General features: G+C 62.1%; 21 protein-coding genes. 2 read left to right on the forward strand and 19 right to left on the reverse strand.

The annotated features are described in order from the left end of the window. Window positions 1-42: 42 nt before the first annotated feature. Entirely contained in the window at window positions 43-2844 is a 2802-nt protein-coding gene (ileS, locus tag DWV48_RS04670) for an isoleucine--tRNA ligase (RefSeq protein WP_118653679.1), read from the reverse strand. Between the two features lie 485 nt (window positions 2845-3329). After that, window positions 3330-3674 carry a DUF3784 domain-containing protein gene (locus DWV48_RS04675; RefSeq protein WP_118653680.1) on the reverse strand — a complete coding sequence of 115 codons (345 nt, stop codon included), beginning with the start codon at window positions 3672-3674 and terminating at the stop codon, window positions 3330-3332. Window positions 3675-3717: 43 nt separating this feature from the next. Between DWV48_RS04675 and DWV48_RS09170 the strand changes: the two genes are divergently transcribed. Beyond that, window positions 3718-3876 carry a hypothetical protein gene (locus tag DWV48_RS09170; RefSeq protein WP_158574816.1) on the forward strand — a complete coding sequence of 53 codons (159 nt, stop codon included), beginning with the start codon at window positions 3718-3720 and terminating at the stop codon, window positions 3874-3876. A gap of 1 nt (window position 3877) precedes the next feature. Here the strand turns inward: DWV48_RS09170 and DWV48_RS04680 are convergent, their stop codons facing one another. Further along, window positions 3878-4330 carry a DUF523 domain-containing protein gene (locus DWV48_RS04680; RefSeq protein ID WP_118653681.1) on the reverse strand — a complete coding sequence of 151 codons (453 nt, stop codon included), beginning with the start codon at window positions 4328-4330 and terminating at the stop codon, window positions 3878-3880. A 125-nt stretch (window positions 4331-4455) separates the two neighbouring features. Here DWV48_RS04680 and DWV48_RS04685 point away from each other — a divergent pair, with 125 nt between their 5' ends. Continuing rightward, the gene (locus tag DWV48_RS04685; RefSeq protein WP_118653682.1) at window positions 4456-5544 is read left to right on the forward strand and encodes an iron-containing alcohol dehydrogenase family protein; all 1089 of its coding nucleotides are present in this window, start codon (window positions 4456-4458) and stop codon (window positions 5542-5544) included. Window positions 5545-5866: 322 nt separating this feature from the next. Here DWV48_RS04685 and rpsT read toward each other — a convergent pair whose 3' ends face one another. The 16 genes from rpsT to DWV48_RS04765 all read right to left on the reverse strand — a co-directional run bounded on the left by rpsT (window position 5867) and on the right by DWV48_RS04765 (window position 21977). After that, window positions 5867-6127, reverse strand: a complete 261-nt coding sequence (gene rpsT / locus DWV48_RS04690; RefSeq protein ID WP_118653683.1) for a 30S ribosomal protein S20 — start codon at window positions 6125-6127, stop codon at window positions 5867-5869. A 304-nt stretch (window positions 6128-6431) separates the two neighbouring features. Next, complete coding sequence (gene holA, locus DWV48_RS04695) at window positions 6432-7391, reverse strand: DNA polymerase III subunit delta (protein ID WP_118653684.1); 960 nt, start codon at window positions 7389-7391, stop codon at window positions 6432-6434. A gap of 142 nt (window positions 7392-7533) precedes the next feature. Further along, complete coding sequence (locus tag DWV48_RS04700; RefSeq protein ID WP_158574817.1) at window positions 7534-9807, reverse strand: DNA internalization-related competence protein ComEC/Rec2; 2274 nt, start codon at window positions 9805-9807, stop codon at window positions 7534-7536. 128 nt (window positions 9808-9935) lie between these two features. Further along, window positions 9936-10691, reverse strand: coding sequence for a helix-hairpin-helix domain-containing protein (locus tag DWV48_RS04705; RefSeq protein ID WP_158574818.1), 756 nt, complete (start codon window positions 10689-10691; stop codon window positions 9936-9938). 279 nt (window positions 10692-10970) lie between these two features. After that, a complete protein-coding gene (gene thiI, locus DWV48_RS04710) occupies window positions 10971-12242 on the reverse strand; it encodes a tRNA uracil 4-sulfurtransferase ThiI (RefSeq protein WP_118653687.1) in 1272 nt (423 codons plus the stop codon). Next, window positions 12243-12527, reverse strand: a complete 285-nt coding sequence (locus DWV48_RS04715; protein WP_118653688.1) for a DNA-directed RNA polymerase subunit omega — start codon at window positions 12525-12527, stop codon at window positions 12243-12245. Window positions 12528-12532: 5 nt separating this feature from the next. Then, entirely contained in the window at window positions 12533-13102 is a 570-nt protein-coding gene (gene gmk / locus DWV48_RS04720; protein ID WP_118653689.1) for a guanylate kinase, read from the reverse strand. Next, window positions 13103-13411, reverse strand: coding sequence for an integration host factor, actinobacterial type (mihF, locus tag DWV48_RS04725; RefSeq protein WP_118653690.1), 309 nt, complete (start codon window positions 13409-13411; stop codon window positions 13103-13105). A gap of 198 nt (window positions 13412-13609) precedes the next feature. Further along, complete coding sequence (gene pyrF / locus DWV48_RS04730) at window positions 13610-14335, reverse strand: orotidine-5'-phosphate decarboxylase (RefSeq protein ID WP_118653691.1); 726 nt, start codon at window positions 14333-14335, stop codon at window positions 13610-13612. Beyond that, window positions 14329-15237 (reverse strand): dihydroorotate dehydrogenase, encoded by a 909-nt coding sequence (locus DWV48_RS04735; RefSeq protein WP_199588902.1) that lies wholly within the window; start codon window positions 15235-15237, stop codon window positions 14329-14331. Before DWV48_RS04735 ends, pyrF begins: the two co-directional genes overlap by 7 nt. An 11-nt stretch (window positions 15238-15248) precedes the next feature. After that, window positions 15249-16019, reverse strand: a complete 771-nt coding sequence (locus tag DWV48_RS04740; protein WP_118653750.1) for a dihydroorotate dehydrogenase electron transfer subunit — start codon at window positions 16017-16019, stop codon at window positions 15249-15251. A gap of 117 nt (window positions 16020-16136) precedes the next feature. Next, window positions 16137-17426 carry a dihydroorotase gene (locus DWV48_RS04745; RefSeq protein WP_118653693.1) on the reverse strand — a complete coding sequence of 430 codons (1290 nt, stop codon included), beginning with the start codon at window positions 17424-17426 and terminating at the stop codon, window positions 16137-16139. After that, complete coding sequence (locus tag DWV48_RS04750; RefSeq protein ID WP_118653694.1) at window positions 17410-18354, reverse strand: aspartate carbamoyltransferase catalytic subunit; 945 nt, start codon at window positions 18352-18354, stop codon at window positions 17410-17412. Before DWV48_RS04750 ends, DWV48_RS04745 begins: the two co-directional genes overlap by 17 nt. A 3-nt stretch (window positions 18355-18357) precedes the next feature. After that, window positions 18358-18936 (reverse strand): bifunctional pyr operon transcriptional regulator/uracil phosphoribosyltransferase PyrR, encoded by a 579-nt coding sequence (gene pyrR / locus DWV48_RS04755; protein ID WP_118653695.1) that lies wholly within the window; start codon window positions 18934-18936, stop codon window positions 18358-18360. Window positions 18937-19331: 395 nt separating this feature from the next. After that, window positions 19332-20066, reverse strand: coding sequence for a C39 family peptidase (locus DWV48_RS04760; protein WP_118653696.1), 735 nt, complete (start codon window positions 20064-20066; stop codon window positions 19332-19334). A 189-nt stretch (window positions 20067-20255) separates the two neighbouring features. After that, a complete protein-coding gene (locus DWV48_RS04765) occupies window positions 20256-21977 on the reverse strand; it encodes a LuxR C-terminal-related transcriptional regulator (protein ID WP_199588900.1) in 1722 nt (573 codons plus the stop codon). Window positions 21978-22609 lie beyond the last annotated feature (632 nt).

Raw genomic sequence — 22609 nt, forward strand, 5'->3', positions numbered from 1 at the left:
GGCCGCCGCGCAGCGTCATGCGCTGAGCTTAGCTCAGCGCCTTTAGCTCAGCGCCTCAAAGCAGCGGTCGCAGATGTGCTCGTGCTCGCCGTGGACGCCCGTAGAGGTACGGTAGTTCCAGCAGCGGTCGCACGCCTCACCATGGGCGGCCTCGATCTGGGCGGTGAACGCCGCACCCTCGGCCAGCTCCACCTCGGAGACGATGTAGAACTCGGCGAGGTCGACAGCCTTGTCGCCGGTGAGCAGCGCATAGGCCTCGGCCGGGGCGGTAGCCTTCACGCGGACCTGCTGGCTCTTGGTGAAGGTGCCCGCGGAACGAGCCTCCTCGATGGCCTTGGTGACCACGCCTCGCAGCCCGAGCGACGCCTCGAGGACGCCGGCGAACTCGTTGGCCTGCTCGAGCGTGATGGGGCTCTTGTACCAATCGAGCAGGGCCGCGTACTCCTGGTTGTCTCGGCAACCGGCCGGAGCGAACTCCATGGCCTCGTCGACCGTGTAGGACAGGATGGGCTGCAGGTCGCGCATGAGCATGGAGAGCAGCTCGGCCACGACGGTCTGCGCGCTGCGCATCTCGTGGCTGCCCGGCTTCTCGCAGTACAGGCGGTCCTTCAGCGCGTCGAGGTAGACGTTGGAGAGCTCGGTGACGACGAAATCGTACAGCGTGCGGTACGCGCGGTTGAACTCATAACCGGCGTAGGCCTCGTCGACCTCGGCCTGGACCTGGGTGAGGCGGGCGAGCATGAGCTTGTCGAGCGGCATGAGCTCGTCGAAGGCCACGCCGTCGGTCGCGGGCTCGAACTGGCCCTCGAGCACGGACAGCAGGAAGCGCAGGGTGTTACGGAAGCGGCGGTACGCGTCGGAGGTGCGGGCGAGGATCTCGTGGTCGCAGGCGACGTCGGTGGAGGTGTCCACGGAGGCGACCCACAGGCGGATGATGTCGGCGCCCATCTCGTCGCAGATCTTGTTGGGGTCGATCACGTTGCCGAGCGACTTGGACATCTTGCGGCCCTGGCCGTCCAGGGTGAAGCCCTGGGAGATGACGGCCTTGTAGGGGGCGACGCCGTTGGTGCCAACGGAGGTCAGCAGCGAGGACTGGAACCAGCCGCGGTGCTGGTCGGAACCCTCGAGGTACACGTCCGCCGGGTACTTGAGCTCGGGACGATACTCGCACACGGCCTTCCAGGACACGCCGGAGTCCCACCACACGTCGAGGATGTCGCGATCGGCCTTGAGGTGATGGCCGCCGCACTTGGGGCACACGCAGGCGTCGCCGAGGTAGGACTCGGGTGCGTCGGTGAACCAAGCGTCGGAGCCCTTCTCGTGGAAGAGCACGATGACGGCGTCGAGCGTGTCGTCGTTCATGATCTTCTCGCCGCAGTCGGCGCAGGTGAAAGAGGGAATCGGCACGCCCCAGTTGCGCTGACGGGAGATGCACCAATCGGGGCGCTGCTCCACCATGGCGCCGATGCGGTTGACGGCGTGCTCCGGATACCACGTGACATGGTTGCGCACCTGGTCGAGCGCCTGCTCACGCAGGCCGGTCTTGTCCATGGAGACGAACCACTGGTCGGTGGCGCGGAAGAGAACCGGGCTCTTGCAGCGCCAGCAGTGCGGATAGCTGTGGGTGATCTTCACCTCGGCCACGAGCATGCCGCGGTCGCGCAGGAACTGGATGATATGCGGGTTGGCCTCATCGGTGTCCATGCCGGAGAACGGGCCGCCGGTGCCGAACTCGGTGCCGTTATAGTAGCGACCGTCGTCGTCGACGGGCATGCAGACGTCCATGCCCTCCTTCATGCAGACGTAGTAGTCGTCCACGCCGTGGCCGGGCGAGTTGTGGACGATACCAGTACCGTCCTCGGTGCCTACGTAGTCGGCAAGGAGCGCCACGCCCTCGACGCCGTCGAAGACGGGCTGCTTGTAGTGCAGGTGATCGAGGACCTCGGCGGGGACCTCATAGGGCTTGCCATCGACCATCACGGGGGTGACGTCCCATCCGGCGATGCCGCAGACCTTCTCGGCGAGGTCCCTGAGCATGATCTCGGCGCGGCCATCGTGCTCGATGGCGGTGTAGATCGCCTCGGGCTTGAGGGAGACCGCCTGGTCGGACGGGATGGTCCAGGGGGTGGTGGTCCAGATCACGAAGTCAACGGGGCCGTCGAAGGACTCGAGGCCCGCCGGCTTGGTCGTGAGTTCGAAGCGCACGTAGATGGACGGGCTCGTCTCATCGCCGTACTCGATCTCGGCCTCGGCCAGGGCCGTATGGCAGTGCTTGCACCAGTGGACCGGCTTATGGCCGCGATAGACCATGCCCTTATCGAACATGGCCTTGAAGGCCTCGATGTCGGCGGCGTCGTGCTGGTGGTAGAGCGTGAGATATGGGTTGTCCCAGTCGCCCAGGACGCCCAGGCGCTTGAAGCCCTCGCGCTGCAGGTCGATGTTCTCGACAGCGAACTGGTTGCACAGCTCGCGGATCTCGGCAACGCTCGTCTGGTTGAACTTCTCCGTCCCGAGCTTCTCCTCGACCTTGTGCTCGATAGGCTGGCCATGGCAGTCCCAGCCGGGAACGTACGGGGTCTCATAGCCCTGCATGGCCTTGTAGCGGTTGATCATGTCCTTGGCGATCTTGTTCATCGCGTGGCCCAGGTGGATGGGGCCATTGGCGTACGGAGGGCCGTCGTGGAGCACGAATTTCTCGTGGCCCTCGTTCTTCTTGAGCATGAGCTCGTAGACATGGTTCTCCTGCCAGCGCTTCAGGCGCTCCGGCTCGCGCTGCGCCAGGGCCGCCCGCATGGGGAACTTGGTCTTGGGCAGGTTCATGGTCTGCTTGTACTCGTTTGCCACGAATACCCCCTTCTCGTTATGGGCGCATGAAAAAAGCGCCCGTCCTAGCTCAAGCTGGGACGAAGCGCGTATGAGATACGGGAAGCAGGGCCCGCGGTGCGTTTCGCTATACCACCCAGCTCAAAGGTTCGCGCACATGCGCTCCCCTCGTACTCGGCTGGCCCGTGACGACGGCCATCCCGGCGACGCCTACTGGGCACCATCCCGCGTCCCCGCAAACGACACTCCCCATTGGGGACGTAGTCGTTTTGCAAAACGCTATGGATGGCAGCCGTTCGGGCCGCGGCTCCGGGGTGATTTTCGACTGGTCGCACGCACTTGGATCCCACCGCCCCAAGCTCTCTTTTCCGTGCGGGTCCGGCCTACTCGTCCCCATCAACGCCTGTGGCTCGACATGATAGCACGTGGCGAGACCCGTGCGATGGAAGCGCATCCGTTAACTCAGCGATTACACGCAGCGGTACGGGAACGCTCTGGACAATCCACTACGATTGCCGGAGGCAGGTGGTGTTCATGTGCCTGATGCCAAAGAAGATTCCGACAGCCATCGCGAAAACCGCCATGAGCGTAACCCAAACCGATGAATCACGGCTTATCGAGCCTTGCATGCGAGCGAACTCCGCAAGTGCCATCGTGCCGAGAGCGAAAAACGCACCAACCATGATGAACCCCATGGCTCTGCATAGTTTCCGCTCGTCATATCGAGCACGCTGCTCGGGTGTCGAGGTGTTGTAGCCGGCGATGAGCTTGGCTCCTCGACCGGAAAAGAATAGCATGCTCAATACACCGCATAGCAAGGCAAAGGCAGACATGATGACAACGTAATTCATAGGCACCCCTTAATACACAAAGTGATGGTTGGGAGAGGCAGGCATGGGCGGTGGTAAAGCTGTCAGGTTTTCAGCGCCGTTGCCGTTTGCTCAGATGCAGAACTACGTACATTTTTACCCCGCAGGCCCCTCCGCCAAACTCGCCCTCGTCCTCCGCATCGCCCTTGATGAGAAATTCGAAGAGGTCTTCTACTTCTCATGATCTAATCGAGTACGTCATCTAAATCGGATGCGTCCACCAAGCGCACGCCCGCCGCCGCGAGCGCTTGGGCGAACAGGCCTTGCCCCGGAATAAGCGTCCCCGTGAAGGTGCCATCATAGACTTGATGAACGCCGCAACTGGGACTCCGGGACTGTAGAACTGCTGCCGCAAGCTCCCCCGTCTCGATCGCCGGCGCGAGCCGCGCCATCTCGGCGGCGACGCCCGCCCGATACGCGGTATCCACGCTTTCGCCAAGATTGTTGACAACCTCACCGCCCATGATCTCCGCAGGTGGGCGAGGCGTGGGCAGACCGCCCGCCACCTCGGGGCACACAGGGATCACCTCGATATCAGGACGGGCATGTAGCACCTCCAACAGGCGCTCACAGCGGTTGTTGCCCCCGCTGTATTTGCAATTCTCGCCCAGCAGGCAGGCGCTCACCGCGACCTTCATGACAGCCACCTTTCTTCCCAGAACGGAAATCTCACGTTAACACTCTTTTTCCGATTTCGATACAGAGCGCCGCGTGCGAACACCGTCCTAGAATGTCACGAACGACAACTCGTCAAGGAGGTCACATGCGCACCATTCAAATGAGCAGCTATACGGTTGGCGAGGATTGCTTCGAGGCGATCCCCGCGGTACTCGCCCCCTACCAGGCAAAAACCGTCGTCCTGGTAGGTGGACGCCGCGCCCTCGCCGCTGCGGCGCCTGGTATCCGCGCCGCACTCGATAGTGCAAACGTGCAAATCCTCGACGAGATCGTCTACGGCACCGATTCCACCCAGTCCGCCATCGACGCGCTTGTTGCGAATCGGGCATTTCGCGATGCCGACATCGCCTTCGCGATCGGCGGGGGCAAGGCGGTCGACACGGTGAAGACCGCTGCCAAGGAGCTCGACAAGACCGTCTTCTCCGTTCCGACCATCTGCTCGAACTGCTCGAGCGCCACCGCCATCGCCGTGGTCTACAACGACGACCACTCACTCAAGGGATACGCCTATCCCGACGCGCCTGCGCACATCTTCATCAACCCCGCCATCATCGCCGCCGCACCCGAGGAGTATTTCTGGGCCGGCATCGGCGACGCCCTCTCCAAACAGCCCGAGGTCGAATATGCCACCAGCGAGGCCGAGCTCACGCACACGGGCACGCTGGGCCTCACGCTCGCACACACCTGCACCGATCCCCTCATGGCCTACGGCGAGCAGGGCTTGGCCGACGTCCGCGTCGGCCAGTCGAGTGAAGCGGTGCGCCAAATCGCGCTCGACATCGTGGTCAACACGGGGTATGTCTCCAACCTCACCAACCAGCCCGACTTCTACTATAACTCCTCACTTGCGCACGCCTTCTACAACGCCACGACGGGCGTGCAGCGCCCCGGGCGCACGCACCTGCACGGAGAGGTCGTGAGCTTCGGCGTGCTCGTGCTGTTCGCCTACACGAGCGACACCGAGCAGCTGGCGCGCTATGCCGCCTTCAACAAGAAGCTCGGTCTTCCCGTCACTCTTGCCGAGCTCGACCTCGACGAGAGCCACCTGCAGCGCATCGCCGAGCTGGCCCAGAACACGAACGAGTGGAAGCAGGCGAATCCCGCCCCGTTCTCGCCCGAAGAGTTCATCGAGGCCATCAAGGCCGCCGACGCCTTCGGCAGAAACTTGAAGTAGCGCGAGCCGGGAGTCGGCTAATCCGAGCCAACAGGCACAGCGAGTCTAACGGCACGCAATCGGGGCGCCCGCGTTCAACTTGAATGAACGCGGGCGCCCCGCCTTTCAATCGAAAACCCCCGTCGAAAACGGTAGCACAACTCGACAAAACTTCGCGATTTCATGAAGTTTTGTCGAGTTGTGCTACCAAACCCTGCGTGAGGAGTGTCCGAAGCTCAAGCCCCCGCCCCGACACGCGCCAGCACGTCCCGAAAGCGAGTCGCGGCAAAAAACGGGCCCCGTGAGAACGGGACCCGTCGCAAAGCGAATTGTTCGCGAAGACCTAGAGGCTGTTCACGAGGTTCTGGACGCCGGACTTGCGGTTGGCAGCCTGATTCTTGTGGATAACGCCCTTGGCAACGGCCTTGTCGAGCTTACGGTAGGCGGTCGTGGCAGCAGCCTGGGCAGCAGCCTTGTCGCCAGCCTCGACGGCGGTCTTAACGTGCTTGATCACGGTCTTGAGCTCGGAGCGGATCGCCTTGTTACGGACGCGAGCGATCTCGTTGGTGCGGATGCGCTTCTTCTGGGACTTGATGTTTGCCATCGGGTTCGGTTCCTTTCGGGTACTTACAAGGTCTTACTATCCGGCCTCTGAGACACGGTTGTTGAGGTCATACGGGCGAGTATTTTACACGCGGTCCAGCCGCGGCGCAAGCCGCATTGCGTAATTGTGCAGGTTACTTGCGGAATTCACAAGTAAGATGCGAGCCCGTACGGTCATATGCGATCCGTGCGAGCCGCCGGGGCCACTTGCCATTTCCCATGTCCGAACCTATCAACTGCCCATGACGATGACCGCACATGCAACGACACCTCGTCGGACCAGTTTGGCATCCCGAGCCCTGCAGTTACCGACTGGTCATGGAGATGACCCACATACGCAACGCCAGCTCGCTGTCGCGCGAACCCTTGAGCGCAAGCTCGACCTCGATCGCCTGGGACAAGGCCTCGAGCAGCTCGTCCATGCGCCAGCGTCGCGCCCATGAAAGGTGGTTCTTGACCTGCCAACCCTGGACGCCCAACGTGGTGGCAAGCTGGCTCCCCTGCCCTCGGGTGTCGAGGGACTTCGCAATGATCAATTCGCGCAGACGTGTGACGAGCAAGGACCACAGCCTGACCTCGCTCTTTGCCGGCTGGAGCTTGAGCAACTCCAGCGAACGCACAAGATCTCGCGCGGCAACGGCGTTTAAGAACTCCCAAGGCTTGACCTCGGCGGTCCGCATAACGTGTCGCTCAATATCGGCAAGCGTTATCTCGGACCCTGTGACCATGGACGCGAGCTTCTTGAGCTCGTTGTCAAGCATCCTGGTGTTCTCTCCCGAGCGCGCAACCAGCGCCTCGGCGGCGGGAAGGCCCATCGCCTTCCCATGAGCTGCTGCCATCTTGACCACCTGGGGCGGCATCTCCCATGTCTTTTTGGGCGCACAGTCGATAATCGCTTTATCGCCAAGCTTCTTGATCGCCTTATACAAGCGCGTGTTCTTGGCAAGAGTGGTGGCCACCACCAGGCACACGGTCGTCGGGGACGGATTGGCAAAATACTCGACAAGGGGCTCGCTCATCGCCTTAGGGAGCTTGTCGCAGTTGGTCAGAATGACCAATCGGAACTCAGCCCCCATGGGAAAGGTGTTGAGGGAGGCGACGATATCGTCGACCTGCGGGTCTTTGGTCATATCGCGCTCATCGAGGTTGAACTCGACCATGCCTGACTTCCCCAGGCGAGCACGCATACGCTCGACGGCACGCGAGCTCTTGAGTTCGTCGGATCCCACGATCAAATATCCTGGCAACAGCCCTTGCCCGGCCATGCGCACCCCTTTCGAAACGACACGTCAGGCGCTGTATCCCTGACGGGCGGAGAATTTCATCAACTATACCCCGATGCGGACCTTGAAGAGTTCCTCGGATGCCGAATACCGGCATTCCGGCCCTTCACCTTCCTCGTTCCCGTCATTGAATCCCCTGGGTCTTAACGACAGGACCCGTCTTTCCCGGACGAATGATCACATCGCCCACGTCCTTGGTGCACAGAAAACGCGCACCGGCTCGTTCGAGCAGTGACACGCACACCGGATCGGGATGGCCGTAGGAATTCCCCTCGCCCGCACTCGCCACAGCGAGTTCGGGATCCAGCAGCTCAAGCGGCTTCTCGGCAACAGCGATCTCCGAACCATGATGACCCACTTTGAGCACGTCGATATCCCCCACCTCATCCGCGTATTCCGCAAGCTCATCTTGTTCCGTATCACCCGTAAGAAGCATGTCCAGACTCGCCCCCTCACCATTGCCATACGATACGTCCAAGCAGAGGGAGTCGGCATTTTCCTCACCAGAGACCAAACCCTGGGGCCATACAACCCTACAGGCGAACTCCCCCACACGGATCACGTCGCCTACTTGCACCTCGACAATCTCTTGAGAGACGCTTGAGAGCTCGGAAGGCGCATGCGCGGATGCGCCGCAGGCAACGACGATTTGGCCGACCGGCATGGCGTCGAGCACATCGGGGAGACCGCCCCAGTGATCGCGATCCCAATGTGTCACGACCACCGCGTCCAGCGCATACACGTTGTTTCGCGCGAGCGCCTCTACGACGGCATTGTCGACGCCCGCATCGACCAACATGGTCCTCGAGCCATCGCGAATGAGAATGGCATCGGCTTGTCCCACGTCAAGAATCGCGACCTGTGCCGGGGCGTACATCGACCATCGCAGGATATGCGCCACGAGCAGCAACGCCGGCAAACCGATGATGCAAGAGACTCGACGCGCCGAGGCATCGCGCCACCTCACATAGACCACAATCGCCGCACCGTATGCAAGTACCGGCAACCACCAAGGAGCGACAACCGTCATCGATGCAAAGGGAACGGCGGCGAAGAGCCGCGCGAGAAAGATGGCGAGCTGCGCCAGGGCGTCGGGCAGCCACAAGACCGCATCGGCAACACGAGCGATCAACGCCTCCGGCACATCCGCAAGCACACCCACGCCATACACCACCTCCCCGACTGCCGTCGCTCCAAGACCCGCCATCAGCAGCCCCGTCATCACCGGTCCCACAACGAGATTCGCCAATGGCGCGATGAGCGACACCTCACCGAACACCGGCAGGGTTACAGGGAGTGTCGCCCACTGCGCGACAAGTGAGAGGGAGAGCGGCTCGGCAATTGCGGTCGGCAGGCGAAGGCACGCGAGGGCATACGAGACATACCGGCCAAGCACCCCGATGAACAAGACGCTGAGCGCCGAGAGCTGGAACCCGAGATCGTACACAACTCCCGGATTGAGCCAGACGAGGGCCGTCACCGTGAGAGCGAGGGCAGAGGGGGCGTGCGATCGACGCCCACCGAGGATTGCTGCCGTAGCCAGCCCGACCATCGAGACCGACCGGAGCGCAGAGGGCGCACCCCCGGTGAACATCACGTACAGCGCCATGACTACCAGAAGCGCCGCACTTTTTGCCGCGCGCCCGCAGCGTAAGCGCCGCAGCAGCATCTCAAGCATCGCGGAGATGTAAGCCAGATGACTCCCAGACACGGCGACAAGGTGCGTGAGGCCACAGCGAGAGAACGCATCGTACGCGTCTTCCCGCGCGAGCTCCGTCACGCGCCCGCAAACCGTACCAGCCAGCAAGGCCCGGGATGGACCGCACGCTGAATCAAGGATGGAAAGCGCAACGGTGCGCGCCACAGCGACGGGCGAGCTAGACGCATTCTCTTCCATTTCCAAGACCGTGGCGACATCGAGAACTCCCACCTCGCCCCTCATGAACCTCCCGCGTGCCCAATCACCTTCTTCCAACCGCTCGATGTGCCCGACAACCCTAAGCGCCGCACCGGATTCGATGGTGCGTCCCATGGTCGCTCTTAGCCGAACGCCGGTAGGGATACCGGAGTCAACCAACTCGACAGTTGAGGATGCCCCGTATTCGCCGAGACTCGGGTCTCCTATGGTGACGAACTGCCAGGCGCTTACCGATGCAGACCCCGCCATGTGCAGGCGATGCTCCCAACCGGCGAGCTCCACGCCCGAGATCGCAGCAGCAACCGCACACCCAACGCCGGCAAACACCAGCGAAAGACGCACGTAGCGACCGGGAAATGACCCCGCGTCATCTCCATGAGCGGTCCCCTCCCAACGAGCTATGAAACGCCATGCGAACAGTGCCAGTGCGCATCCAAGAACGACCAACGCCCCGATGGTGCCCCAAGGCGCAACCGTCACTTGTGCCCGCCGCGTCCAACCTATCTGCATGACGCATGCGGCAGATGCACATGACCCGATCGCCAAAAAGGCCGTGGGCGGAATATACGGACGTACGGGCTTCTCAACTACGCCCCCGCGCATCGCCATCACACGCAGATGCCCGATTTGAGCTTTTCGAACTTCTTCTCCCCTATGCCGCTCACACGCATAAGATCCTCGATGGTGGAAAAGGGTCCGTTCGCGTCGCGGTCTTCTATGATTGAACGCGCTGTCGAGGGCCCTATACCCGGCAGCTCGTCGAGTTCCGCCTCGCCTGCTGTATTGATGTTCACGAGGGAGCCACCCGCATCTCCGTCTCCCGTCGACGACGCGCCATCTCCCGATGAAGATCCGCCCGCAAGCGCGCTCTCGGACAGCTCCTCACCAACACGCGGAATGTAGATCTGCTGTCCATCCGATACCCTAGCCGCGCGATTAACTCGCGACAAATCAGCGTCGCCAAGAGCTCCCCCCGCGGCGGCGATCGCGTCGCCCACACGCGCACCCGCTTCGAGTTCAAAGACGCCTGGTTCCGTTACCGCCCCGGCAACATCAACGATGATGGCGTCGAGCGAGTCCCCTGTTTCCCCATCGGCTCCCGCTCCATCGGCCTCCGTTTCATCTGTGTCCCCAGAATCGATGTCAGTGCCTTTATCCGAGTCGACATCGCGTCGTATCTCAACCCCATCAGCCGAGGCAAATCCATCTCTCGCGACTCCCCCGGCAAAGAGCATCCCAAGTCCAACCGACCCCAGTACCAGTCCTGTCACCAGTGCGAATGCGAAGCACGCGATCGGTCTCTGACGCAGGTACAGCGCGACGCGCGTTGCGAGGGCCACACGCTTCTTTTCAACCTGAGCCATGTCACCACCTCCCCCATCCATCGTTGCAGTGCTCGCACGATGAGTTCGGGAGTTTTTTAGAAAGTCTTCAATGCTCTGTTGAGGGCTCAGGCACGCGACTGACACGTCAGGCAAGGTTCCTGCCCGCAAAAGGCAAGGGCTTCGCGATGGGATGGACATGGGACCAAGGGAGGGAGGGCCCGCGATCTCGGTAGGGATGGCTCCAAAAGCAGAACGGGGTCGAAACGACCATATCGTCTCAACCCCGTTCGCATCAGCCTACCTACGGCAGCATGGAAATCATTCCGTTGCAAGGTCTTCGGGCGCATCGGCCTTCGGACGGAGAAAACGCGGCGCCAGTTCGTCATGACGCTCGCGCATCGCACGCGGCCGCTTATAGACGGGAGCGGTAAAATCAACGTACTCGACGTGCTCAACCAGGCAATCGATCATCGTCTCGTGATCGAACATGTTCCACGCCTCGTGAACGGCGTCGAGCTTCGCGTGCGTCTCGGGACGGCGGGGCATGAACAAGGTGCAGCAATCGGGCGCCGTCTGGCAGGAGATTTCGTACGTTCCGATCTGCTTGGCGCGCTCGATGATCTCCTGCTTATCGGATCCGATGAGCGGACGAAAAACCGGAATGTCCACAATCTCGTTTACGGCCATGATGTTCTCGAGCGTCTGGGAGGCAACCTGTCCCAGCGACTCGCCCGTGACAATCGCCTTTGCCCCCTCGATCTTCGCAATGCGCTCGGCCACCGCGTACATGACGCGGCGATACATGATAACGCGTAGGTCGGAGGGTGTCTTAAGCGAAATTTCGCGCTGGCAGTCGCCAAAAGGCACCACGTACATGCGACCGATCTGCACCGCAGGTGCAAGCTGCTCGATGATGTCCTGACAGAGGTACTCGCTCGTATCGGCGGTCTGTGGACGACCTGAGAAGTGGATGGGCACCACAACCGCGCCGCGACGGGCAAGCTGCCACGTGGCGACTGGAGAATCGATACCTGAGGAGAGCAGCGTCACGACCTTGCCGGCACTACCCTGGGGCAGGCCGCCAACACCCCGCATGCTCTTGGCGTACACATAGACGCTGCCCTGAACGACCAGCACGTGGACAGTGGCATCGGGCTCGCGCATTTGGACCTTCTTCTCGGGATACGCGAGGCAAAGCGCCTCGCCCACCTGTCGGTTGAGGTCCATACTCGTGAGCTCGTAATCGGTGTTCGATCTGCGGGCGGCAACCTTGAACGTGTCAAACGGGCCGAACTCTGCAAGCGCGTCGATCGCCGCCCGACAGTACTCGGAGGGCTCACGGTTGGTATGAAACGCGAGAGAGCAACGTGCGACACCCGGAACCTGAGCGATCAGCGGCATGGCGCGCTCGGCTTCGCCCTTGGTGGAGAAGGTGATGAGGATATGCCCGGAAATGCGCGTCACGCACGAAACGGAAAAGGCGGCCAAAGCCGCCTTGCACGAGTCCATGAGGATGCGCTCGAACCGAGCACGGTTCTTGCCTTTGAGTCCTATCTCGTGATAGTGCACCAGGCAAACGCGGCTGGCCATCTACGCTTCCGACGGGTCGATGTGGCCAAGGGCGGCCTCATAGCGGGCGTGGTCATAGGAGATGGTGCCATCAACGATCTCCTCCATGGCCATGGAGATGGTGTCCTTGCCAGAGAGCAGCACGGTCAGGTCATCCGTATCCTGAACAGCGAGCACGCGATTGTGCTGGCCGCGCAACATGTTGTTGATATCGCTTGCGCGTTGGGACGCAAGAGCGGAGAGAAGGAACCGGTTGTGGTCGGTCTTCTCCAGCAAGTCATCGATGGCGGGCTTCACAACAGACACTGGAATCAGTTCCTTTCGTGACGATGCAGTACGGCAATGAGCTCCTCAGTCGCGCGATCGAGGTCATCGTTCACCACGATTTCGTCGTAGCGATCACGCAGATGCATCTCGCTCTCGGCGGTATGCAGGCGAAGCTCGAGAGACTCAGACGTTTCCGATCCACGGCCGATCAAGCGCTCACGCAGAACCTCGAGCGACGGGGGCTCGATGAAGATGAGGACGGCATGGGGGAACCGCTCTTTGACGGCGAGCGCTCCCTGCACGTCGATCTCCAAGATGAGGGACTGACCGGTGGCCAGATTGCGTTCGACCTCGCTGGCAAGCGTGCCATACCGATGATCGTGCACCTGTGCCCACTCGATGAACTCGCCGGCCTCAATCCGCGCGGAGAACTCATCGTCGGTCAGGAAATAGTAATTCACGCCGTCCACCTCGCCGGCGCGCGGAGCTCTCGTGGTAGCGGAAACCGTCAGACCCAGGTTAGGCATCTGTTCGCGAACGCGCGCGACCAGCGTACCCTTCCCTGCGCCTGACGGCCCGGAAATCACAAAGAGCTTTGGCTCGATGAGACCCACTTACTTGGTGAGCTGCTCGATGAGCTGCTCGCGCTGACGGACGCCGAGGCCCTGGACGCGACGGGTGGCGGAGATGCCCAGCTCGTCCATGATCTTGGCGGCCTTGGCCTTGCCGTAACCAGGAAGGGACTCGATGAGCGTGGAGACCTTCATGCGAGAGGCGATCGGGTCGTCGGAGTTAAGAACGGACTCGAGCGTGGTCTCGCCCTTCTTGATCTTCTCGCGAAGCTCGGCACGGGCGTGACGGGCGGCAGCGGCCTTCTCGAGAGCGGCCTTACGCTGCTCATCGGTGAGCTGAGGAAGCGCCATGTGTACCTCCAATAACGGGTTACTCATACGAATTAAGATTCCAATATGGGCATTTACGTGCGCATTTGAACCTTTAACGGCTCCTTAGGGTAGTCCATGCACTGGCGAAATGCAAGCAAAACGGAGAAAAGAACCGAGAAATGCCTGTTTAAAGGCTATGCGGACACCGTTTGGACAGGCACGGTGCCCGCTCCATCATTACTTCACGCCCCGTACCAGCTCTTCGACGATCGCCTCGTATGCGGCAACGGGGTCCTCTGACCCTGTGATGGGACGCCCCACCACAATATGGCTCGCACCACGCTCGATGGCCTGAGCGGGCGTTGCAACCCGGGACTGGTCGCCGAGCTCCGCACCAGCGGGACGGACCCCGGGCGTGACGATGAGCGCATCCGGCCCCAACAGCTCACGCATTGCCCGTGCCTCCATGGGAGAGCAGACGATACCGTCGATGCCGTTGGCCTGCGCGAGCGACGCAAGACGGGCGGCCTCATCGGCCACAGGGGAATCGACGCCGATCTGCGTCAGGGCATCTTGGTTCATACTCGTGAGCACGGTGATGGCAACGAGCTTGGGACGACTACCGCGAATCTCGGCAGCCTCCTCCGCCCCCTCGCGGCAGGCCGCGAGCATGGCACCGGAACCCAAACCATGCACGGACAACAGGTTCGCACCGGCGAGCGCGGCAGAACGAGCGGCTCCGCGCACCTGATGCGGGATGTCGTGGAACTTAAGATCCAGGAAAACCTTGAACCCACGTTCATTGAACTCGCGAACGATTTGCGGACCTTCGGCATAAAAGAGCGTCATGCCCACCTTGAGCCACTTGGCGTGCCCGGACAGGGCATCGGCAAGCTCGAGGGCGCGGGTACGGTCGCAGTCGATGGCGACGATAACGCGGTCGCGGGCGTCCGCCTCTAGCATTCAAAGGCTCCGATCAGCTCGTTGATATCACGAACGCCCTGGCTCTCCGCCCACTCCTCGAGCTCGCGCAGGATGCGCACAGAGGCGTCTGGCTCGACGAAGCTCGCCATGCCAACCGAGACGCAGCAAGCGCCGGCCAAGATGAACTCGGCGGCATCCTCACCGGTCATGACGCCACCGACGCCGCAGACCGGAATATCGACCGCATTGGCGGCCTCCCACACCATGCGCACCGCGATGGGATGGCACAGCGGACCGGACAAACCACCCGTGGGCTTGGAGAGCTTGGAGCGGCGCGTATGCACATCGATCGCCATACCGGGAATGGAGTTGATGACGGTGAGGCCATCAGCTCCCTCCGCCTCGAGCGCCCGGGAGATCTCGGGAATGCGAACGGGGGCCATCTTCACGAACAGGGGGCGATCGGTCACCTTACGGCACGCGCGCATGACCTCCGCGGCGCCATCGGGGGTCGAGCCGCAGGCGGCGCCGCCAGCTGCGATGTTGGGGCAGCTCACGTTGATCTCAAAGCCAGCCGCCCACGGGCACAGCTCATCGAACATCTCGAGGGCGCGGACGTACTCTTCCGTGGAGTGACCGGCAACCTGGCAGATCACCTGCGTCCCCTTGCCCGTGAGTTCGTCGAGCCATGGACCGTAATCGCGCGCGAAGGCCTCCACGCCGGGATTCTGAAGGCCCACGGAATTCATCATGCCGCCGCGGACCTCGGTCATGCGGGGTGCGGGATTGCCCGGCCAGGGCTCCGCCGCACAACCCTTGGTGGTGATGGCGCCGAGCTGACTCACGTCCATGAGCTCGGAGAACTGCCACCCCTGGCCGAACGTCCCCGACGCGGTGTTAATGGGGTTCTTCATCTTGACGCCGCCGAAATCGACGGCCATATTCACCTGGCTCACCAGACCACCACCTTGGATGCATCGAACACGGGACCGCACATGCAGGCGCCTTGCATGCCGGAGGTCGTCTCGACGTTGCACGTGCTGCAGGCGCCAAACCCGCAGCTCATCATGCGCTCGAGAGACGCCTCGCAATACACGCCGGCATCCGCTGCCGCCTGGGCGACCTTGCTCATCATGACACCGGGACCGCATGTGGCCACGTAGTCGTACCCGCCGGCGGCCAAGAGCTCGGCAGCGGGATCGGTGCAGAAGCCGCAGCTGCCGGCAGAACCGTCGTCGGTGGCAACGCGAACCGTGCCGCAACCCAGCGCCTCGAAGTCTTCAACGCCCACGAGCTTGTCGGCCGTCGCCGCGCCCACGCAGGCGTCAACGGCAACACCCGCCGCCGCGAGATCGCGCGCAAGGCACAGCACCGGCGGCACGCCGATGCCGCCGCCCACCACGAGCACCCGGCTGGCATCCTCGGGCACGCACCAGCCATGGCCCCCGGGGCCAAGAAGGTCGCTCTTAAAGCCGGGCTTCCACTCCGACATGCGCTGCGTTCCATTACCCACAACGGCATACCAGATTTCTACCGTACCTGCCTGCGGATCAGCCGCGACATAGCTCAGCGGAATGCGCAGCAGCTCGCTGGCATCGCCGGGCACGCGAACGTTGACGAACTGGCCGGGCTTGAGCGCGGATGCGAGACGCGGGGCCAAAATGACGAGCGAGAAGATGCCATCGGCGATCTTCTCGTTCGTGACGACCTCGAAATCGTGCATGCGCGCAGGTGAAGGATTCGGCATATATGCTCCCCTCCCCATGCGGTGCATGGTCAAGATGTACGCGCGGCCCCGCAATGACAAATCGAGGGGCCGCGCTATGCAGATACAGCTATCTTAGCAAACGACGCCGTTGGCGAGCGTGCGCTTTCCACCCACGAAAACATCCGTGGCGCGACCGGTGAGCTCAGCGCCCTTGAATCCGGAATTCTTGGCGTGGCTGACGAAATCGTCCTCAGACACGGTCCAAGCGACATCGGCATCGAAGACGGTGAGGTCGGCGACGCTGCCCTCGGCGATCGTGACCTGATCGAGCCCGAGGATCTTACGGGGCTCGATAGCCATGAGCTCGACCATGCGGGCGAAGGTGATCTTGCCCGTCTTGACCAGGTTGGTGATCACCAGGCCGAGCGCGGTCTCGAGGCCGGTCATGCCGAACGGAGCGAGCTCGAACTCGCGGGACTTCTCCCAATCGGAATGCGGGGCGTGGTCGGTCGCGATCGCATCCACGGTGCCGTCGATGACGCCCGCGATGAGGGCTTCGGCGTCGGCGGCGGTGCGCAGCGGCGGGTTGACCTTGAAGCACGTGTTGTAGGTTCCGTCGATGGCATCCTCAGTGAGGAACAGGTGATGCGGGGTAGCCTCGCAGGTAACGGGCAGACCCTTGGCCTTGGCGGCGCGCACCATATCCAGGCCCTTGGCGGTGGAGATGTGCTGGATGTGCAGCTTGGCACCGGTGAGCTCGGCGATCATGATGTCGCGCATGATCTGGAGCTCCTCGCCTTCCGCCGGCCAACCGAGCAGGCCGAGACGGGTGGAGACGGCGCCCTCGTTGATCTGACCATCGCCCACGAGGTCCTCGTCCTGGCAATGGCTCATGAAGACTTTGCCGAACATCTGGCCGTAATCCATGGCGCGGCGCAGCATGCCGGCGCCCTGGACGCCATGGCCGTCATCGGTGAAGGCCACGCAGCCGTGCTCGACCATATCGCCCATCTCGGAGATGATCTCGCCCTTGAGGCCCTTCGTCATGGCACCGGAGGGGTACACGCGGCAGTGGCCCTTGGCGGCGGCGACGGACTTGATGTACTCGACCACGACGCCGTTGTCGGTCACGGGCTTGGTGTTGGGCATGGAGCACACGCCGGTGAAGCCACCGTGCGCGGCAGCGGCGGTCTCGGACTCGATGTCGCCCTTGGCCTCAAAGCCGGGCTCGCGCAGATGCACGTGCATGTCCACCAGACCGGGGACGAGATACCTGCCGGTAAGATCGATGACTTCGGCAGCATCGCACGTGAGGTTCTCGCCGACAGCGGCGATCTTGTCGCCCTCGACGAGCACGTCTACACATCCGTCAAGCTCGACGGCAGGGTCGACGACGTGGGCATTCTTAAGAAGCAAGGCCATTATCGGCACCTCCAAGCAGCAGATACAGGGCAGCCATGCGCACGCAGATACCGGCGTACACCTGGTCGAGGATGACGGAGCGCTCCGGATGGTCGGGCATGTAGGAGTCGAACTCGACGCCACGGTTGATCGGGCCGGGGTGGCACACGATCGCATCGGGCCTCATGAGGCCCTCGCGGGCCTTGGTGAGACCGTAGAGGCGGTGATACTCGCGCTCGCTCGGGAACGGCGCGCCCTCAAGGCGCTCACGCTGGATGCGCAGCATGTAGACGACGTCAAGATCGGGAAGGACATCGTCGAGGCTGTTCGACACATGGTCGGCGCCCAGGATGTCGGGACGGGGCGGCATGAGGGTGTTGGGACCCACGGCCGTGACCTCGGCACCCATGATCTTGAGCGCGGGGATGAGGGAGCCGCACACGCGGGAGTGACCGATATCGCCCACGACGCCCACCTTGAGGCCGTCGAAGCTTCCCTTGCGCTCCCAGATGGAGTACAGGTCGAGCAGCGCCTGGGTGGGGTGGCCGTGCTTGCCGTCACCGGCGTCGATGACGACGGCAGGGCTCGCCTGGCTCACGATGTGAGGCGCACCGGCGTGCTTGTCGCGCACGACGATGCAGTCGATCTTATAGGCGTCGAGCGTCATGACGGTGTCGATGAGGCTCTCGCCCTTCACCGTGGAGGTGGAGGAGCCGCCAAAGTTCAGCGTGTCCGCGGAAAGACGCTTCTCGGCCAGCTCGAAGGAGCTGCGGGTGCGCGTAGAGGGCTCGTTGAACATGTTGACGATGGTCTTGCCCTTGAGGGTCGGAACCTTCTTAATGGTGCGCTCATTGACCTCGGAGAACGCCTTGGCGGTCTGCAGGATCGTCATGAGCTCGGTATCGGAATACTCGGAGATGTCGATGAGGTGCTTGTGGTTGTTGAACACGGATTACTCGCCTCCCAGCGGCGCGGAGCCAACGTGGCCACCCGGCGCGACGTCGAAGATCTCGACGGCGGAACGGCCGTCGACCTCCTCAAGATACAGACGGACGTTCTCCTCGTGAGAGGACGGGACGTTCTTACCCACGAAGTCGGGGCAGATGGGCAGCTCGCGATGGCCGCGGTCAACGAGGACGGCGAGCTCGACGCGGCTGGGGCGACCCAGGTCCATGATGGCGTCGAGGGCGGCGCGGATGGTGCGGCCGGTGTAGAGAATATCGTCCACGAGCACGATGCGCTTGGCATCCAGGTTGAACGCGATGTCCGTGGCGTGGACCGCAGGAGCGAAGTTGGTGAGGTAGTCGTCGCGGTAGAAGCTGATGTCGAGGCTTCCCAGCGGGACGCGCACCCCCTCGATACGCTCGATCTCGTCCACGAGTTTCTTTGCGAGCAAATCGCCGCGGGTCACGATACCCACAAGCGCGAGGTCCTCAACGCCCTCGTTCTTCTCGACGATCTCGTGCGCGATGCGGGTGATGGCGCGGTTGATCGCGGTGTCATCCATGATGACGGCCTTAGGTGAAGACATGCTCTCGAACTCCTTCCTTACACTCTTGACCTGCGACAATTGCAGGTCAAAAAAATAATGCCCGACCGCTTGGCGTGCGAGCATCACAGGAAGGCATATATGCTGGGCGCGGGCGCCCCGCTTGATGGTCCTTGTGGTATCTCGTACGCACTTAAAGGTCTTTGTCCATTGTACACGGTATGGCGGATGTCGAACATGGTGAATAGAATTTCGCGCGGAGCGCATAAAAAGCGAAGATGGCGACCTGTTGATGCCCAGGGATATACCCCGCCTGCTCGAACAGTCCTGCTCGCACGAAGGCCACATTAAGTGGCCTTCGGCTTGTGCGGAACTCGCATTCGGGGTATATCCCTGGGCACCCACAGGTCGCCACGCGTCGCAACGGAGACTTGCCTCTACGATTCCGATACTGTCATCGCGAGGCTGCCGCATTCCTCCCACAGGGTTTGGAATGAGTTCGTATCGTACTCGACGAGGCCGACGAGCGGATCGGCGACGTAGGTAACCCCACCTTGAACACGGTAAAGCAATACGCAATGGAAGTTCCGATACAGGCGATAGCCACGTGCGCCCGTGGTGGAAAAGCGCGGTGACTCGAAATCCGTCGTGATCCACGTGAGCACGGGGTACCCACGTTCGACAACTGTTGCAACCTCATCGAAGGAGCACCCGGTGAGCTCAACGCCGTGGAGTGGCGCATCCACGGCAGCCGCATACGCATCTGCGCAGACTACCACGGCGGGCGGCATGGCGCTGCCGGAACTCCGCGCGTCGCCTGCAAAATGGTTGACGAAATCGCTCCACGTGGGGTCGGTCGGCATGTACGTGTCTATGAGCGCGGAAGGCTCAACCGAATACCCCATCGAACGCAGACACATAGCGAGCGAAAACGCCTCGCATCCCGACGGATACTCCGGGTTTTGGTACAGCGGCGCGACGATGGGCTCCTGCGAACGCCTGGGAAACTCCTCTAGACGTGAGGATGGCCCTCCAAACACGAAGCTACTTCCCCATGCACATGCAGCGGCCAAGCACATCGCTAAAAGCATCAACAGTGCACATCCTTTGCGTCCAGCGTGCTTGCGCCTTGGCCTACCAGCACGACACCCGCCATTGAGCAATTCAGACATCCGATGGCCTTCCTTTCCCCGTGTTTCCTCGAGCGCGGCTCATGCACGCGCATCGCGGTCATACGTCGACAAGGAACATAGGAGGCGCGAACGGCTTCGTCTGCCATCAGAGGATATGAATACGCCGTGTGCGCCTGATGACAGGCGCACACGGCGTGGAAACACTCGAGAAGGACATTGTTCAGTGCCTTAAAGCCCCGCATCCCTTCGCAGCAAAGCAACAAGCTGGGCGCGACGATGAACGCGTAGCAGTCGATAGGCGGCATCCCGGGCGGAGTTGACGGTGCCGATTGAATAGCACATCGCGCGGGCGATCTGTGGGCCCGACTCCCCCGCGACGATACGCAGCGCAACTTCAACCTGGACAGAGTTGAGGCCTCGACCTGCAAGGTAACTCTCCAGCCGAGAACGATCCTCATTGTGAGAAGCGAGGAGCGCCGCGGCATAGCGCTCATTACGGACATCGGTAAGAAGCCGAACACCCGCCCATACGGTCAGGAGCATCAACAAGGTCAGACAGGTGACAATCGCCACGAGCATCGCGGTTCTGACATCGCCCATGCCGCTCGCCGGTACGACATCTCCCATGGACGCGTATCCTCCGAAAACCACATCTCTAAACTGGGCATATGAGAGGTCGGCGTACACATTCGTCACCTTGCCACCGCCGAGGATGCCCGCCACCCCAAACAGCGCACAGAGCGGCAACCCACGAGCCGACATCCGCACCGTGTTGCGTAAAGACAATGCGAGCAGGTAGATTACAAGCACGGACGTGCCAAAGAGGGCGACGGACGCTTGCCCTGATTCCGCAGCGAACACAACCACCAGCGTGCCGCTGAGAAGCTGGCGCGTGGCCCCCACCCCTTGGGAGCGTAGCCCTCCAACGCACACAACGATGATGCATCCGAACAGTGGCATCATGAGCGGTGCGAAGCTGAGCGGTGAGGCCGAGCGCCACACCTCCTCCCAAGCAATGCCGATCATAAGGGAAAGCAGCGCCAAGTAGACAACATGGAGAACGTCAAGCGTCACGCCCGGAGACGTGGGAGCGACGGGGACAGACGAGATCGCCGCCCCTCCGGCATCGTGATGACACATCCAAGAGATGGACGAGGAGATTGCACAGAGCACGATGGCCACGATGGCAGCGCAGCTCAATAATCCCGGAATTGCCGACGCGAAGACGATCTCGCATAGGACTCCCCACGTGGCAGCTCGAGCCTGCGGGCCGAACGGCTCGAAGGCCTCGTCGCCTACCAAGCGTCCTCCCCGGGAAGAGGACAGCTTATGCGCAGAGCGCAGAGAAGCCGTGACGCCCCCATCCGTCCCCGTGTGGGAAAATGCCCATGCAGCCGCCGTGCATGCCATCACGATCCCTGCGCGAAGTACAACGTCGCCCGCGCCCCATGACTGGTCAAGAGCGGTTGGCAGGGCAACCGAAGCGATGGCAAAACCCACTGTTGCCGAGCAGAACGCACGCGATGCGCGCTGAACACCACGGAGACGACCCGAGCCGCGACGCTTAAAGGACTCTCGTTCATTCGGAGTAGGCGTGTCTGGTGATGACAGGGGCTCAACGACTGCCTGCCGGGCGACCAGCTCGCGTGCTTCTGTGAGCGAGGCGACCTCCATCTTGCGGTACGCACGTTGCTGATACGCACGAACGGTCGGAGCCTTGATGCCCAATCGCTCCGCGATGGCAGCGGAGGTCATCCCATCCAGCGCAAGGAGAAGGCACACTGTCTCGCGCTCCGTCAGATGGTACGTCTCAGCCAGTCGCTCATGCCGCCGCTCGTCTCCCTCGTCCAAGTCCAAAGACGATTCGTCGGCTCCGCCCTCCACAGCTTCTTGTCCCGTATGCCGCCAGACCACAAACACGCCGGCGATCACCGCCACAACCAGAACCATGCACAGGCCATAGGAGGCAAGCTCTCCAAATGGCCCCCTTAGAGGAATCGCACACGAAGCCGCATAGGAGGCGACTTCGCCCGATGCATATGAGCCCAGCAGGGCGCATGCGTAACGCCGTGATACTCCCGTGGGACTTCCAACACCAGGCCGCGCAATTCGAACCACCCACATGCCGACGCCTATCACGGATGCCACGAGCCCCAAGCTCGCCATCGGATTCCCCACAACCTGCGTTCCCCACAAAGCCCCACATGCAAAATGGGGAAAGCACCACATCATGGCGAGAGGCCGTAAACATCCGATGCAAAAGAACAACGCTGGCACCATGCGCATTCGACGCGCGTCAAAAACACGGGAGACGCCCGATGGTCCCGCATCGTCACGTCCCCCGCACCCCTTCGCAAGGAAAATCCCCTCCCAAGACCAGCATGCAGCGGCAATTGCAGACGCAATGAGGCAGATGAGGCGCTCATCAAGCACATAGGGCAGCTGGCCCATTAGGAAACCCGCGAACACCTGCACCAGAGTGTATGAGCACCCCGCCACAAACGTGGCCGCCCCGCCAAACACACGGCGAGGAACAGTGAGCCGATTGCACAGCCCCGGGTTCAACAGCAGGACCGCCGCAA

The sequence above is a fragment of the Collinsella sp. AF08-23 genome (assembly GCF_003479805.1).
Lineage (GTDB): Bacteria > Actinomycetota > Coriobacteriia > Coriobacteriales > Coriobacteriaceae > Collinsella.

Coding starts and splice junctions, on each gene's coding strand:
- holA (WP_118653684.1), bottom strand. CDS start 7,391: ATGGCCGGGCAAGGGCTGTTGCCAGGATATTTGATCGTGGGATCCGAC.
- pyrR (WP_118653695.1), bottom strand. CDS start 18,936: ATGTCTTCACCTAAGGCCGTCATCATGGATGACACCGCGATCAACCGC.
- DWV48_RS04675 (WP_118653680.1), bottom strand. CDS start 3,674: ATGAATTACGTTGTCATCATGTCTGCCTTTGCCTTGCTATGCGGTGTA.
- DWV48_RS04685 (WP_118653682.1), top strand. CDS start 4,456: ATGCGCACCATTCAAATGAGCAGCTATACGGTTGGCGAGGATTGCTTC.
- DWV48_RS04760 (WP_118653696.1), bottom strand. CDS start 20,066: ATGTCTGAATTGCTCAATGGCGGGTGTCGTGCTGGTAGGCCAAGGCGC.
- DWV48_RS04680 (WP_118653681.1), bottom strand. CDS start 4,330: ATGAAGGTCGCGGTGAGCGCCTGCCTGCTGGGCGAGAATTGCAAATAC.
- mihF (WP_118653690.1), bottom strand. CDS start 13,411: ATGGCGCTTCCTCAGCTCACCGATGAGCAGCGTAAGGCCGCTCTCGAG.
- rpsT (WP_118653683.1), bottom strand. CDS start 6,127: ATGGCAAACATCAAGTCCCAGAAGAAGCGCATCCGCACCAACGAGATC.
- DWV48_RS04740 (WP_118653750.1), bottom strand. CDS start 16,019: ATGCACGATTTCGAGGTCGTCACGAACGAGAAGATCGCCGATGGCATC.
- DWV48_RS04705 (WP_158574818.1), bottom strand. CDS start 10,691: ATGGCTCAGGTTGAAAAGAAGCGTGTGGCCCTCGCAACGCGCGTCGCG.
- DWV48_RS04745 (WP_118653693.1), bottom strand. CDS start 17,426: ATGGCCTTGCTTCTTAAGAATGCCCACGTCGTCGACCCTGCCGTCGAG.
- DWV48_RS09170 (WP_158574816.1), top strand. CDS start 3,718: ATGGGCGGTGGTAAAGCTGTCAGGTTTTCAGCGCCGTTGCCGTTTGCT.
- thiI (WP_118653687.1), bottom strand. CDS start 12,242: ATGGCCAGCCGCGTTTGCCTGGTGCACTATCACGAGATAGGACTCAAA.
- DWV48_RS04735 (WP_199588902.1), bottom strand. CDS start 15,237: ATGGCCGTCGATTTCGGCGGCGTCAAGATGAAGAACCCCATTAACACC.
- DWV48_RS04765 (WP_199588900.1), bottom strand. CDS start 21,977: ATGGTTCTGGTTGTGGCGGTGATCGCCGGCGTGTTTGTGGTCTGGCGG.
- pyrF (WP_118653691.1), bottom strand. CDS start 14,335: ATGCTAGAGGCGGACGCCCGCGACCGCGTTATCGTCGCCATCGACTGC.